At 61.7% G+C, this 13,914-nt stretch carries 12 protein-coding genes; 2 read left to right on the top strand and 10 right to left on the bottom strand.

The window, feature by feature from the left end:
* The first annotated feature begins 34 nt into the window (after nt 1-34).
* Nucleotides 35-979, top strand: coding sequence for a lipid kinase (locus tag ACWUKX_RS06530; protein WP_456005408.1), 945 nt, complete (start codon nt 35-37; stop codon nt 977-979).
* A 507-nt stretch (nt 980-1,486) separates the two neighbouring features.
* On the opposite strand, the gene ACWUKX_RS06525 is transcribed toward ACWUKX_RS06530, so the two are convergent.
* The 4 genes from ACWUKX_RS06525 to ACWUKX_RS06510 all read right to left on the bottom strand — a co-directional run bounded on the left by ACWUKX_RS06525 (nt 1,487) and on the right by ACWUKX_RS06510 (nt 5,215).
* On the bottom strand, nt 1,487-1,993 hold the full coding sequence (locus tag ACWUKX_RS06525; RefSeq protein WP_456005039.1) for a hypothetical protein: 507 nt from the start codon (nt 1,991-1,993) through the stop codon (nt 1,487-1,489).
* A 255-nt stretch (nt 1,994-2,248) separates the two neighbouring features.
* The gene (locus ACWUKX_RS06520; protein ID WP_065007900.1) at nt 2,249-3,034 is read right to left on the bottom strand and encodes an ABC transporter ATP-binding protein; all 786 of its coding nucleotides are present in this window, start codon (nt 3,032-3,034) and stop codon (nt 2,249-2,251) included.
* The gene (locus ACWUKX_RS06515; protein ID WP_456005037.1) at nt 3,028-4,095 is read right to left on the bottom strand and encodes a FecCD family ABC transporter permease; all 1,068 of its coding nucleotides are present in this window, start codon (nt 4,093-4,095) and stop codon (nt 3,028-3,030) included. Before ACWUKX_RS06515 ends, ACWUKX_RS06520 begins: the two co-directional genes overlap by 7 nt.
* A complete protein-coding gene (locus ACWUKX_RS06510; protein ID WP_456005035.1) occupies nt 4,085-5,215 on the bottom strand; it encodes an ABC transporter substrate-binding protein in 1,131 nt (376 codons plus the stop codon). The genes ACWUKX_RS06515 and ACWUKX_RS06510 overlap by 11 nt, the downstream gene beginning before the upstream one ends.
* A gap of 115 nt (nt 5,216-5,330) precedes the next feature.
* Here ACWUKX_RS06510 and ACWUKX_RS06505 point away from each other — a divergent pair, with 115 nt between their 5' ends.
* Nucleotides 5,331-6,119: a class I SAM-dependent methyltransferase gene (locus ACWUKX_RS06505; protein WP_456005033.1), complete on the top strand. Its 789-nt coding sequence runs from the start codon at nt 5,331-5,333 to the stop codon at nt 6,117-6,119.
* Nucleotides 6,120-6,197: 78 nt separating this feature from the next.
* Here the strand turns inward: ACWUKX_RS06505 and ACWUKX_RS06500 are convergent, their stop codons facing one another.
* The 6 genes from ACWUKX_RS06500 to ACWUKX_RS06475 are packed head-to-tail and all read right to left on the bottom strand — an operon-like array spanning nt 6,198 to nt 13,900.
* Complete coding sequence (locus ACWUKX_RS06500) at nt 6,198-7,853, bottom strand: GMC family oxidoreductase (RefSeq protein ID WP_456005031.1); 1,656 nt, start codon at nt 7,851-7,853, stop codon at nt 6,198-6,200.
* The gene (locus tag ACWUKX_RS06495; RefSeq protein WP_456005028.1) at nt 7,817-9,331 is read right to left on the bottom strand and encodes an FGGY-family carbohydrate kinase; all 1,515 of its coding nucleotides are present in this window, start codon (nt 9,329-9,331) and stop codon (nt 7,817-7,819) included. The genes ACWUKX_RS06500 and ACWUKX_RS06495 overlap by 37 nt, the downstream gene beginning before the upstream one ends.
* Nucleotides 9,332-9,357: 26 nt before the next feature.
* A complete protein-coding gene (locus tag ACWUKX_RS06490) occupies nt 9,358-10,200 on the bottom strand; it encodes a class I fructose-bisphosphate aldolase (RefSeq protein WP_456005026.1) in 843 nt (280 codons plus the stop codon).
* The gene (locus tag ACWUKX_RS06485) at nt 10,173-11,909 is read right to left on the bottom strand and encodes an FAD-dependent oxidoreductase (protein WP_456005024.1); all 1,737 of its coding nucleotides are present in this window, start codon (nt 11,907-11,909) and stop codon (nt 10,173-10,175) included. Before ACWUKX_RS06485 ends, ACWUKX_RS06490 begins: the two co-directional genes overlap by 28 nt.
* Before the next feature lie 18 nt (nt 11,910-11,927).
* The gene (locus ACWUKX_RS06480; protein ID WP_456005022.1) at nt 11,928-12,923 is read right to left on the bottom strand and encodes an aldo/keto reductase; all 996 of its coding nucleotides are present in this window, start codon (nt 12,921-12,923) and stop codon (nt 11,928-11,930) included.
* The gene (locus tag ACWUKX_RS06475) at nt 12,920-13,900 is read right to left on the bottom strand and encodes a sugar-binding transcriptional regulator (protein ID WP_456005019.1); all 981 of its coding nucleotides are present in this window, start codon (nt 13,898-13,900) and stop codon (nt 12,920-12,922) included. The genes ACWUKX_RS06480 and ACWUKX_RS06475 overlap by 4 nt, the downstream gene beginning before the upstream one ends.
* Nucleotides 13,901-13,914: the final 14 nt, after the last annotated feature.

Raw genomic sequence — 13,914 nt, 5'->3', positions numbered from 1 at the left:
CGCAATCCGCAGGCAAGCACCCTATCTACGCCGCATGAACGACATCACGACCAGACGCGCGCTCCTGCTCGTTAATCCAAAGGCACGACGCGGGCAGGAATCTATTGCACCGGTCGTCGAACGGCTGGAGGCCGGTGGGCTCCGCGTCAGCGTCGAGACGTTTGAGGCGCTGCCCGAGATTGCACGCGATATCGTACGCCTTCGCCATAGGGCCGATCTTGTGATCGTGTGCGGTGGCGATGGCTCGGTGTCCTCGGCGGCGGTCGCGGTTATGGAAAGCCGGCTGCCGATGGGTATCATTCCGATGGGGACGGCGAACGATCTGGCGCGCACCCTCGAAATACCGTTGGATTTGGGGAAGGCGGCCGACGTGATCGTAGAGGGCGGACGACGTCTGATCGACATCGGAACCGTCAATGGTCACGCTTTCTTCAACGTTGCGAGCATCGGCCTCAGCACCGACCTTGCGCAGGGTCTCGATCCGGCGCTGAAGAAGCGTTTCGGCAGGTTTGGCTATGCCTTGGCGGCCATGAAAGTGTTGACCAAGGCCCGCCTCTTCGAAGCAAGGATTACCGAAAAGGGCGTAGCGACCGAAGTCAAGACCTACCAGATTGCAGTCGGCAACGGCCGCCACTATGGCGGCGGCAACATCGTCGAGGAGACGGCGCAGATCGATGACGGTCATCTCGACCTGTACAGCCTGGAAATGACGAACCTCTGGAAAATGGCGCTTATGCTGCGCTCGTTCCGCTCAGGCACGCATGGCGCCTGGAGCGAGGTTCGCACGGCGAGATGCGTCGAGTTTGACATCGAGACGAAAAGGCCGATGCCGGTGAACACTGATGGGGAGATCGTCACCTCGACCCCGGCGCATTTCAAGGTCCACCCGAAGGCGATTTCGGTGTTCGCGCCTGCTGGCGCGCGCATACAGCCCCGCACAAAGGTGCTTGATGATGCGGTCAGCGCAAATAGCGGGTAGACTGGCGATCAAGCCCGCGTCGAATAAACCCAACCGCCTGCAGGCATCTCTCAGGAGTCCGCGCCTCTGGAACAAGGACGCGGGCTGATTTGTCGTCAGCGAGAACACGCCGCAAAGCCGCTAATTTTCGTCTCAAGCCTTTATTTCAGACGCAAAAAGCCAGCCGCACCTTTCGGCGCTGCGGATGAGCGCGACCGACTAAAACTTGTCCGAGAGTGTCTGACGCAGACGATCCATCAGAAATTGTTCATCATCTCCGGGCCGTCGACGATGCAGCCGGCGCCATGACAATCCTGGTAGCTGCCGTGCTCGTCAAAGTTGGGTTCACCCTCCTTGTCGAACTGGGGAGTATTGTCGACAGCCGTATCCGGTCATCGCCCATGCAGCCGATGCCCCGGCAACCATTGTAGCCGCTGGTCACGGCCTGCAGGCCTCCAACCCCGGTGACAATAGGCTGCAATATGGAACAGTCGCCTGGCCCTATATAGCATTCAGACACGTCATTGATCATTGCTTGAGGAACGCGCCCGTGTAGGTCTGGCCGGCAAGCCTAACGGTTCCGGCCAGGGTTCTGTCGGGCCGCATGACAAAACTGACGTCTGCGCCATTCGGTAGACGCTCAAGCTTCAACGTAGTCCCCACAATTCTTCCAGCGCCGGCCGCCTCTCCCGGATGGTTGTCGCCCAGGGTTCCCCACGCATAGGTAACCGTCACCTTCCCATTGGAAGAAATCGTCTGAACAGCAAGTATGGCGTCATACATCCCATCCAATCGTCCGGCCCATAGACCCGAAAAAACAGCATACTTTGTCGGAACGGCCTTGTCAGGCGGAGTGACCGCCACGGATTGATGCATAATTGCTGAGCCGGAGGGAACAGCCGCAGGATCCGAGGCAGTTTGGGCGGGAATGGTACCCAGTTCTAATGCAGGTTCGGGAGTGGGCTGCGGCGCTTCAGGAGCCGATTGGCACGCGGTTATGGCAAGCGCCGCGAAGCCAAGCATTACGTTGCACATTCGGCGTGCCATCTTCTGGTGCCCCGGCCATCTCTAGATCTAGCGCAGGCTAACCTTATCGCGCGTTTTCACGACCTCTGTCTACCCAAGGTGTCTCGTACAACAGCGGCTCGTCGAGGACGTGCGGCGGTCGAGAGTGAACGCCTCCATTCGTCGCCCAAGTAGCCGCCAGGGCGATAGCAAATGTTTTTAATTCAAACATTTACGCAGAATTTTCGATCTATCTTCTAGGTTTTGGCTTTCGACCACAGATGCTTAAGCTGCTATCGACGCAGCCGCTGCCGTCTCGTCCGCGACGCCATCCACCATCACATGACCGATGCCCCGCGAGCAGCGCTCGATCCGCGCCTCGACGCGGTACACGTCACGCAAAAGCGCCGGGGTGACAACATCTTCCGGCGTGCCGCAGGCGATCATCCGGCCGTCTGCAATGACGATGCATTTGTCAGCGAAGCGCAGGGCCTGATTGAGGTCGTGAATTGCGATCAGCACCGCAATCCCGTGCTTGCGCGCAAGCCCGCGCATAAAGCTCAGCACCTCGACCTGCCGGTGCAAGTCAAGCGCGGACGTCGGCTCGTCCATGAGCAGGATTTCAGGTTCGCGGGCGAGGGTCTGGGCGATGCTCACCACCTGCCTTTGCCCCCCGCTCAATTCTCCGACATTGCGAAAGGCAAGATCCGAGATGCTGAGCGCGGCCAGGATGCCGTCTATGAGTGCGAGGTCGCCATCGCTAACCGACCAGGCAGAGCCCTGCTTGCGGGCGAGCAGGATCGATTCATAGACGGTCAGCACCGCGTTGGCTGCCGTATCCTGCGGCATGTAGCAGATGCCGTCCGGTCCCTTCGCCGCTCCCTCGAGGCAGACGCGCCCCGGGCCTTTCAAGAGTCCTGCGATGCGCTTGAACAGCGTTGACTTGCCCGCTGCGTTGGGCCCGATAACGGCGACTACCTCGCCACCTCGGAAAATGGGAGTTGAAACGTCCGAAAGGACGAGCCGCGTCCCGTGGAAGGCTCCGAGACCATCGAGCCTGATCGTTACCATGAGCGCCTCACATTCGAGAGGATCAGCGAGATGAAGAAGGGAATGCCGATAAGCGAGGTGACGATGCCGATCGGGAAGATCGTGCCTGGAATGAGCGACTTGCTGGCAACCGAACTTGCCGAAAGGATGAGGGCGCCAGCAAGCGCTGAAGCAGGCAGGAAGAAGCGTTGATCTTCCCCGATCAGCATGCGGGCGATGTGCGGACCGACGAGCCCGATGAAGCCGATGGTGCCGACGAAGGCGACGGGAATGGCAGCAAGCAGGCTCACCATCATCATGGTTTCGAGCCTCAGGCGTGCGACCTTGACCCCAAAGCTCGCGGCCTTGTCTTCGCCTAGCCGCAACGCCGTCAGCGCCCAGGCGCGGCGCGCGAATATCGGCAGCGTTGCGAGAAGGATGAGGCTGGTGACGATGAGCTTGGGCCAGGTGGCCTTGGTGAGGCTTCCCATCGTCCAGAACACGACCGCGGCGAGCGCCTGCTCCGAGGAAAGATACGCGACGAGCGACAGTAGCGCATTAAAGGTGAATACGAGCGCGATGCCGAGAAGCACGATGGTTTCGACCGTCACGCCGCGCTTGAGACTCAGCAGGTGGATGACGAGCGCGGTCAGCATCGCCACTACGAAGGCGTTGAGCGGCACGACATATTCGATCGCGGCGGGGATGAGCGCGACGCCGAAGGCGAGCGCGAGCGCGGCGCCGAAGCTGGCCGCCGCCGAAATGCCGAGCGTGAAGGGGCTGGCGAGCGGATTATTGAGGATGGTCTGCATCTGTGCACCGGCGACCGACAGTGCTGCGCCAACGACCACGGCCATCAGCGCGATGGGAAGCCGAATTTCCCACAGTACGACGCGCACCTGAAGGGGCACGCTGGCGGGAGAAACGAGCGCGAGCACCACCTGGTCGAGGCTGTACCTGGCAGGGCCGAGCGCAAGATCGACGCAAAGGCTCAGGAGCAGCGCCAGGGCGAGCCCTGCGAGCATGAGCTGCTTGCGCAGAACAAGTGCGCGGTAGAGGCCGCGCCCTTCCTTGGCCGATAGTGTAGCGGGTTCACTGCTCATCGGAGAGCGAGACCCAATGGCCAGGCCTGTATTCGACCGGCAGGAACTTCTCGTGCAACTCCTTGAAGGTGGCCTCAGCATCCAGATCGCCGAACAGGTCGGGATGCAGCCACTTGGCCATCTGCTGGATGGCGACGAACTGATAGGGGCTGTTGTAGAACTGGTGCCAGATAGCGTGGATCCGCCCGTTCTCCGCCGCCTTGATGCCGGTGAGGGCGGGCCGCTCCGTCAGGCCCTTGAGTTTCTTCAGTGCTGCCGCTTCGTCCGCGCCGGGACCGACGCCGACCCATTTGCCACCCGGCACATAGGCCTCCCAGTTACCGCCCGTAACAATCACCTGGTCGGGATCGCTCGCGATGATCTGTTCGGGATTGAGCGCGCCAAAAGTGCCCGGGATCAGATCCGCCGCGATATTCCGGCCGCCGGCCATATCGACGAACTTGCCGAAATTGTCGTTGCCGAAGCTCATGCAGCAGTCATCGGAATAGCCCCCGGCGCGCTCGACGAAGACGGTTGGGCGCTTTGGATCCTTCTCTGCGATCACCTCGGTGACGCGCGCGATCTGCGCGGCGCGGTAGGCGATGAACTCCTCGGCCCGCTTTTCCTGGCCAAATAGCTTGCCGATGAGGCGCATGCTCGGCTCGGTGTTGGTGAAGGGATGCTCGCGGAAATCGACATAGACCACCGGAATGCCAACGGCGGCGAGCTTTTCGATATATTGCGCGTCCTCCGTCGCCTGCTTGGACTCGATGTTCATGATCATCACGTCCGGCTGAAGCGCGATGGCCTGCTCGATGTCGAAGGTGCCGTCCTTGAAACCGCCGAAGGTCGGGATCGTGGCCATCGAGGGGAATTTTTCCAGATAGACGGCGTAATTGTCGGGATCGGCCTGGGAGAAATCCTCGCGCCAGCCAACGATTCGCTTGAAGGGGTTGTCGGTATCGAGCGCGGCGATCAGGTAGATTTGCCGGCCTTCGCCGAGGATGACCTTCTCTACCGGCGTCTTCACTTCGACCTTACGGCCACTAATGTCGGTGACGGTCTCGGCGCGCGCGCCGAGGGTAAGCGGCACGAAGGCCGCGAGGGCGACCGCGGCCGCAAATATCGACTTCAAAATCATTGTGCTCTCGCAATTCAGTTTTGCCCACCCCGCTTAGAAAACGTGAATTGTCTAATCAAGTATTATCTTTTAGAGCAATTCCAATGTACCGCTTTTGGGGAGAGCGTTTCGGGCAATGACGGCTCACGCAAACTATTCGCTGCGCGACGAAATTCGGGACTATTGGTCCGATCGCGCCGAGACGTTCGACCTGCAGGTCGGCCACGAGATTTTTTCCGAGCGCGAGCGCGCTGCCTGGCATGCGCTCATAAGCAGGCACCTTGGGCCTGGCGCCGGGCGGGCGGCTCTGGATCTTGCCTGTGGGACAGGCGTCATTTCGCATCTGATGCACGATCTAGCCTTTGTGGTGACAGGCCTCGACTGGTCGGAAGCCATGCTCGCCAAGGCGCGCGCCAAGGCACAAAAACGCGGCGCCGATATCCGCTTCATCCTGAGGGATGCTGAACGGACGCTCGAGGACAGGGCGAGCTACGATGTCATCGTCACCCGTCACCTGGTCTGGACGTTGGTGGATCCGAAAACGGCCTTTGCCGAATGGTTCTCGCTGCTGAAGCCCGGCGGCAAGCTGCTGATCATCGACGGCGATTTCGTCACCCGCAACTGGGCGATGGGTTTGCGGGAACTTTGGGAGAAGCTCACGGCCGGCAAGTCCCGGGTCTCGGACAATGACGGCGCCTCGATGGCCAGACGCCATCAGAGCATTCTTGCTCGTATCTATTTCTCGGGCGGCGCACGGGCGGAAGAGATAGCGCGCTTGCTGGCCGAAGCCGGGTTGGAGCAGCCTGTCGTCGACTGGAAACTGGGCGCGATCCATCGAGCTCAGTCTCGACAGATGAGTTGGCCCAAGGCGCTCGAACGCGTCACTCAACATCGCTTCGCGATCTGCGCGACAAAGCCGCAGTAAACTCCTCGGCGCTGCCGGGCGGCGGCACGACTGCGAATAGCTGCCGGTCTGCGGTCAGCTCAGATGCGCTACCGAGTATTATTTCTTCTGACTGGCGTCCTGCAAGATCATTTCCGATGCCTTCTCCGCGATCATCACCACTGGAGAGTTGGTGTTGCCGGAAACGATCGTCGGCATAATCGAAGCGTCGACGACGCGCAGGCCAGAAATGCCGTGCACCCGCAGCCGGCCGTCGACCACCGCCATCGAGCCTGTGCCCATCTTGCAGGTGCCGACCGGGTGGAAAATCGTAGTGCCGATATCGCCGGCCTTGCGGACGAGATCTTCGTCGCTTTCATATTGTGCACCGGGCAGCATTTCCTCAGGCGCGAAACGGGCAACGGCGCGCGCCTTCATCAAGCGGCGGACATGGCGAAGCGAGGCTACGGCGACGGTCCTGTCCCCCTCGGTAGACAAATAGTTCGGCCGGATCTTCGGGGCAGTCGGCGGATCGGGCGCCTCTATGTGGACGGTGCCGCGGCTTTCCGGTCTGAGGTTGCAGACCGAAACCGTGACCGCGGGGAAGCGATGCAGCGGCTCGCCCAGCCGGTCAGTGCTCAACGGCTGGACATGGTATTCGAGATCGGGCGTTTCCAGGCGTGGGTGGCTTCTGGCGAAGATGCCAAGCTGGCTCGGCGCCATCGACAGCGGTCCGGTGCGACGAATAGCGTATTCGACGCCCATGGCCGCGCGGCTGAACAGATTGTGGTAGCGCTGGTTTAGCGTCGAGGCATTGGCGATCTTGAAGACTGTGCGGATCTGCAGATGATCCTGCAGGTTCTCGCCGACGCCTTCCAGCGCGTGGCGAACCGGGATTCCTGCTGCGCCAAGCACGGCAGGTCGGCCGACGCCGGAAAGCTCGAGCAGCTTCGGCGAATTGATCGCGCCAGCGGCAAGTATCGTCTCGCCTGCCCGCGCACGATGCAGTTGACCGCCCATTCGGAAAATAACACCAGTGACGCAAGCTCCATCGAAATTTAGCTTCTCGGTCTCGGCGCCGGTCACGACGCGCAAATTCGGCCGCCGCAGCACGCTGCGCAGGAACGCTTTCGAAGTATTCCAGCGCACGCCCCTCCTCTGGTTGACCTCGAAGTACCCCGATCCCTCGTTGGTCCCGCCATTGAAATCCTCCGTCCGGGGGATGCCGAGTTCCTCGGCAGCATCGCGGAAGGCATCCAGGATTGGCCAGGACAGGCGCTGGCGCTCGACGCGCCATTCGCCACCGGCGCCATGAAGGTCGTTGGCGCCACCAAAATGGTCCTCGGACTTGCGGAAATACGGAAGCACGTCATCCCAGCCCCAACCAAGATTTCCGGCTTGCCGCCAGCCGTCATAGTCGGCCGCCTGGCCGCGCATGTAGATCATGCCGTTGATCGACGAGCAGCCGCCCAGAAGCTTGCCGCGCGGATAGTTGAGCGCACGACCGTTCAGCCCGGCTTCCGGCTCGGTCTTCATCAGCCAATCGGTGCGCGGGTTGCCCATGCAGTAGAGATAGCCGATGGGAATGTCGACCCAGTGATAGCGGTCGCTGCCGCCGGCCTCCAGAAGCAGCACGCGCATGGCTGGATTGGCCGACAGTCTGTTGGCCAGCACGCAGCCGGCTGAACCTGCGCCAACGATGATGAAGTCGTATTGTCCAAAATCGGCAGCGGTCTGTGTCAATTGGACGTCCGTTCGCTTGCCATCCTGTCCCATAGCGGACCCATGGCCTGGTTGATTTCGCCATACAGGCGATAGCGCTGCTCATAGACCGGTGCGATCTCGCTATTGGGCTGGTAGCAGCGGTCGGGCGCGGTCATCGCGGCGGCGCCCGCAGAAAAATCGGCAAACACGCCGACGCCTGTCCCGGCTGCAATGGCAGCCCCCAGCGCACCTGTCTCGCGGCTGCGCGCCACGGTCACCGGCACATCAAGCACATCGGCGAATATCTGCGGCCAGACGGCGCTGCGCGAGCCGCCGCCCGAAAGAACCGCCTGGCTGACGGTCGCTCCCGCTCGGCGCAGCGTCTCGACATGGCGCCGGTGTTCGAAGACGACCCCCTCGAACAGTGCGCGCAGCATATGCGCCCGCGTATGCCAGCCGGCGATGCCGTAGAAACCTGCACGCGCCTTGCCATTCTGCTGCGAGCCGTAAAGGAATGGGTGGTAGATCGGCATGTCTCCCGCGGGACCGACGGAAGCAACAAGCTCGCTGCAGATCTCGAATGGCGATGCGCCTGCCGGCGGCGCATGCTCGAAGAACTCACGGACGATCCATTCGAGATTTGCGGCCGAAGTGGCGCTCGATTCGATGGCGAGATAACGCACCGGATCGAACGTCGACAGCATGAAGATCGACGGATCGCGGATCGGCTCTTCGGTGATAACCTGGTTGATGCTCCAGGTGCCGGCAATGATGGAGGCGGCGCCGGTGCTGGTGACGCCCGAACCAATGGCGCTGGCGACGACGTCGAACAGACCCGCCACCACAGGCGTGCCCGCCCGAAGGCCGGTGGCTGCGGCGACATCGCGGGTGATATGGCCGGCGATGTCGGAGGCCTCCAGCACGTTCGGCAGCAGTTCCATGCAATCGTCGAGCCCGTAGGCGGCCAGCAACTCACGCTCGTAGCGTCGGCCGGGCATCTGCAAAAGCCCGCAGCCCGACATATCCGAGGTCTCGGTCGAGCGCGCTCCGGTGAGGCGGTTGACGACAAAATCCTTGCACAGGAAGACGGTGCCTATTCGGGCAAAAAGCGCCGGATCATGGCGCCTGAGCCACGCCAGCAGAGTCGGCGTCTGCGCCGCCCAGGGCCGTTGCAGGCAGTGGACATAGGTCTGGTCGCCAACGCCTGCGGCCGCCCATTCGCTCACGATGCCGATGCCGCGGGTGTCGAGCGACTGGATGCCGAGCAGCGGGTCGCCGGCGCGGTCCAGCGCGTAGAGCCCGTTGCCGTGGCCGGCGCAGCCGATCACCGCGATGTCGCGGGGATCGATGCCCGACTGATCGAGGCACTGACTGATGACCTCGACGGCGTTGCGCCACAATTCGCCGAGGTCCCGCTCGACATGGCCGGGCTTTGGCATGCAGGAGTGGCCGTCCCGAGCGGCAAGCGCGAGTTCGCGACCTGCCGTGTCGAAGATGATGGCCTTGATGACGGTGTTGCCCGCATCAAGACCCAGAATGTATTGCTGCATTGAAGCGCCTCCCAAGCTACCAAGGTTTATTCTTGTTGGTAGAGCTCCCAAGCTGCAGCGCCGTCCGCATTCTCATGGATGATCGCCATCAATCCTCTCACGACGGCACGAGGGTTGGAATGCTGGTATATGTTGCGGCCATAGACCATGCCTGCCGCGCCCTGCGCCATCAGCGCCGCCGACTTGTCGAAGACGGCGCGCAAATCCTCCCTGCCCCCACCGCGTACCAGGACAGGACAGCGCGCCGCCGCCACGACCTGGTGGAAGTCGTTCGGATCGGTGGTCGGGTCCGCCTTGATGATGTCGGCGCCCATCTCGCTTGCGAGCCGGGTCAGGGTGACGATCTTTTCTGGGTCGCCGTCGACCATGTAGCCTCCGCGCTCCGAGTTGGGCAGCATTGCCAGCGGCTCGATCATCAGCGGCAGGCCGTATTTTTCGCAGTCGGCGCGAACGCGGGCAATGTTGTGGACGCATTGCCGGAACAGGTCCGGTTCATCGGGCAGCATGAATAGATTGACGACCACGCAGGCCGCGTCCATCTCCAGCGCGCCGATCAGTGGCTCGGCTTCGTTCTGCAGGATGGCCCACATCGAGCGATGGCGGGTTTTGTTATATGGATTGCCCATGTCTATGCGCATGACCAATGCCGGCTTGTCCTTGCCAGGCAAGGACTGCAGCAGATCGGCCTGGCCATAATTCATCTGAATGGCGTCCGGTCCCGCGGCAACCAGCTGGGCGACGACGCCGGCCATATCCTCGAGCCCTTCCAGAAACGACGGCTCGTTGCACACGCCATGGTCGATTGCGACGTCGAGACAGCGCGCTCCCCCGAACAACCGGTTCATGCGGACTTTCTTGTTGATGCGCATTCGGCGCTCCTTCCTTGGTCTTTTTGGGATAGCTGGTCGAGATCGACGCCGTGCCGGTGTTGCAACAGGGCAAGGAAATCGGTGCGCTCGAATGCCTTGCGCGCGGCGTCCCAGTTCTTTTTGACAGCGAGAATATCGAGAACGGCATCGAGAAGGTCGGCCGAGAGAGCACCGGTGATGGCGATTGTCGTGCGGCGAAGCAGCAGGTCCTCCAGCTGCTCGACATATTCATTGGCGATGAGATATCGAATCTCCCGGGCCGAGTAGTCGCTGCCGGGCAAGAGCTCGTCATGTCCCGCTGCCATATAGGCGGCGACGGCATCCGCCGCGGTTCCGTAGCGCTCGAAGAGGCTGCGCATGCGGTCAAGCGACAGGCCGTGCGTCGCCGCGCGTTCTGCGCACCATTTTGCAGGGGCAGTGGGAAAATCCCGGCCGCCGCCGATTGGCATGTTTTCGGTGCCGACGACGCGCTGTCGGCGCAATCGCTCGAGCACGATATCTGCTGCCAGTTCGCCGAACGATCGGAAGGTGGTCCATTTCCCGCCGATCATGCAGAGCGTCGGCGGCAGTATACCGGCGCCCTCGACCAGTTCGCAGAAATGATCGCGGGGAATGCGCCCGGTAAAACTGTCTTGGCTTATCGGCAGCGGCCTCACCCCGGTGAACTGAAAGACGATGTCGGCATCAGTGATCTCGATCCCGGGAAACACGAATGACAGGGACTGCAGGATATATTGCCGCTCGTCATCCACGCAGCGCGCTTGGTCGGGATCGTCGACACGGATGTCCGTCGAGCCGACCAGCACGTTGCCGAGATAGGGGAACAGGATGCAGATCCGGCCGTCCTCGTTCTCGTAATAGATCATGTGACCGTCGAGCGCGTCATGAAGTTCGCGATTGTCGACGATCAGATGCGAACCTTTGGTGCCGCCCATAAGCTTCGGCGCAATGGCTCCGATCGCCGAATTGGTCAGGTCGATCCAGCCGCCTGTGGCATTGACGACGAGCCGCGGCTTCACGGGTACCGTTTCGCCAGAAAGTCGGTCATTAAGCACCAGGGTCGCGTCATCGAGCGAAACGCGTGCATAGTTGAGCGCTCGAGCGGACGGCTTTTGGTTCATGGTGTCGCGCAGCATCTCGGTCCCCAACCGCTCGGGGTGGCTGACCCAGGCATCATAGTATGTCGCCGAATTGCGAATAGCAGGATTGATTGCAGGCCAGACCTTGAGTGTTTCGGCTCGGCTCCTGAATTTATGCGCCGGGACGATACGTCGTGCGGCGGTGAAGAAGTCATACATCGCCAGCCCGGTCTTGATGACCAATGCGCCGCGCCGGCCCGGACGACGGCTTAGCCCAAGGAAGCGAAATGCGCCATTTGCTATGCCTGACAACAGGTCGAAGATCGGCACCGTGGTTGGCAGTGGCGCAACGTAGTGCGGCGCGTTCTTCAACAGCCGATCGCGTTCGAGCAGAGATTCGCGCACCAGCTTGAACTCGCCGTTTTCAAGATAACGCAAGCCGCCATGAACCATGCGCGAGAGGGCCGCGCTGGCGCCGGAACAATAATCGCCCTTTTCCGCGAGCAGCACATCAACGCCCTGCAAAGCGAGTTCGCGAAATACGCTGATGCCGTTAATGCCGCCGCCTATGACGAGCACGTCGACATCGGGGTTCTCGCGCAAGCCGGCGATCGTCTGGATGCGATTCATCTCAAGATGCGCTTTCGATCACGCATCTATCGCCACGAGATGCACGGCCACCGCCGCATCGACGGCCGCCAGTTCCGCAGCGCTCAGCGAAATCTCCCCTGCCCTGGCGTTGTCGAGCGCCTGCGCCGCGCTTCGCGCTCCACACAACGCGAAGGTGATGCCGGGCTGCGCCAGCGTCCAGGCGATCACGATCTGCGCCATGCTTGCCTGGTGGACCTCCGTGACCGGGGCCAGGGCATGTTTCAAAGCGGCTACCTTGCGCCGGTTGGCCTGAGAGAAGCGCGGATTGCTTTTGCGCTGGTCGTCGCCGCTGAACTCACGCGCCGGATCGATCGCGCCCGAAAGCAGGCCGAGCGCAAGCGACGAGTAACTGAGCGCAGCAACTTGATGCTGGCGCGCGATCGGCAGCAATGTCTGCTCAATCTCGCGATCCAGCATCGAATACCTTTCCTGGATCGCGTCGAGCTGGCCAGCTCCTACATACTGCTGCAGCTCGGCGGTGTTGAGATTGCTTGCGCCGATGGCGCGGATCTTGCCAGCTGATTTGAGGCGTTCGAGCGCTTCCATTGTCTCGGCAATGTGGGTCGTCGGGTCCTGCCAATGGGTGATGTAGAGATCGATATAATCGGTGCCGAGCCGCCTCAGGCTCTGCTCCACTTCATGAGCGATGCCATCGGCGCCCAGATATCGATTCACCGGCTTTCCGTCCTGATCGAAGAAGTGATTGCCCTTTTTCGAATGCCAGTTCAGGCCACATTTGGTGGCGATGACCGCGCGGTCGCGCCGGCCCTTGATGGCCTTGCCGACGATCTCCTCGCTGCGGCCGAGACCGTAAGCCGGCGCGGTGTCGATCAACGAGACGCCGGAATCGATGGACGCCTGGATCGCAGCGATCGATTCAGCTTCATCCGTGCCACCCCACATCCAGCCGCCGATAGCCCAGGTTCCGAGCCCTACTGCCGACGTGACAACGCCGGACTTGCCGACGCGACGGGTGATTTGTCGAGAATTCATGCTGCATTTCCTTCGGCGAGCTCGAGGATCTTCAAGCCGGTGGTTTCGTCGGTGACGAGGGTATCGAGGTGAGAGCCGCGCATGGCACTGAGGATCGGGACCACCTTGCTTGCGCCGCTTGCGACCCCGATCGACTGCGGAATGGTCGCGAATTCCTCGAGCGTCAGCGAAACGAGTGAGTGGTTGAGGCGGTAGTCCGCGAGCTTGCCGCTGCCGTCTATGAGATGGGCGAGCAGCTCGCCCGCCGCGCCCGAGCGCTCGATGGCCAGCCGGTCGGCGCTTGAGGACGGATGCAGATCGTAGTAGCTCGAATCGTCGGTCAGGATGGAGCCGATGCCGACGACCGCAAGCGTTGCTTCGCGGGCCTTGTTGAAGACATCCGAAACGGCCCGGACGCCCATCAGCATGTCACGTTGGGCCGGGCTGTCGGCAAACAGCGGCGCGTGAATCTGATAAGCGCGGCCGCCGAGTTTGTCGGCCATCAGAGACGCGACATGATTGACGTCGGTGTAATGCTTGCCCTGGACCAGGCCGGTCGCGGGAACAACCTCGACGTCGTAGCTGCGGCTCGGCTTGAGGCCGGCGACGACGGCACTCACCCCTTTGCCCCCGGTAATGGAAATCGTGTCGCCGTCCTTGATCGTCTCGAGCACCAGCCTGGCCGCGGCCTCGCCGACGCGCTGGAGCGCAGTCTGCGGATTGTCCGAAACGGAAGGGACGACGACGGCCCTTTGGAGTCCACCTATCGCGACCAGTCGCGCCTCGATGTCGACCAGTTGCTCGACCGGCGACTTGATCTTGATCTCCACAAGTCCGAGTTGATGACCGCGCTTGATCAGCCGGTTGACGGTCGCATGCGAGATGCCGAGCTCCTTGGCGATTTCAGCTTGCGTCTTGGCTTCCATGTAATGAAGCACAAGCGCCTGATACATCTGACGGACGATCGTGATGTCGTCCCGCGAATTGGTTGGTGACATGATTGGATGCTCAA

This window comes from Mesorhizobium sp. f-mel, from assembly GCF_053850215.1.
Note: the sequence above shows the minus strand (reverse complement) of the source record. Positions and strands in the feature narration are given on the sequence as shown.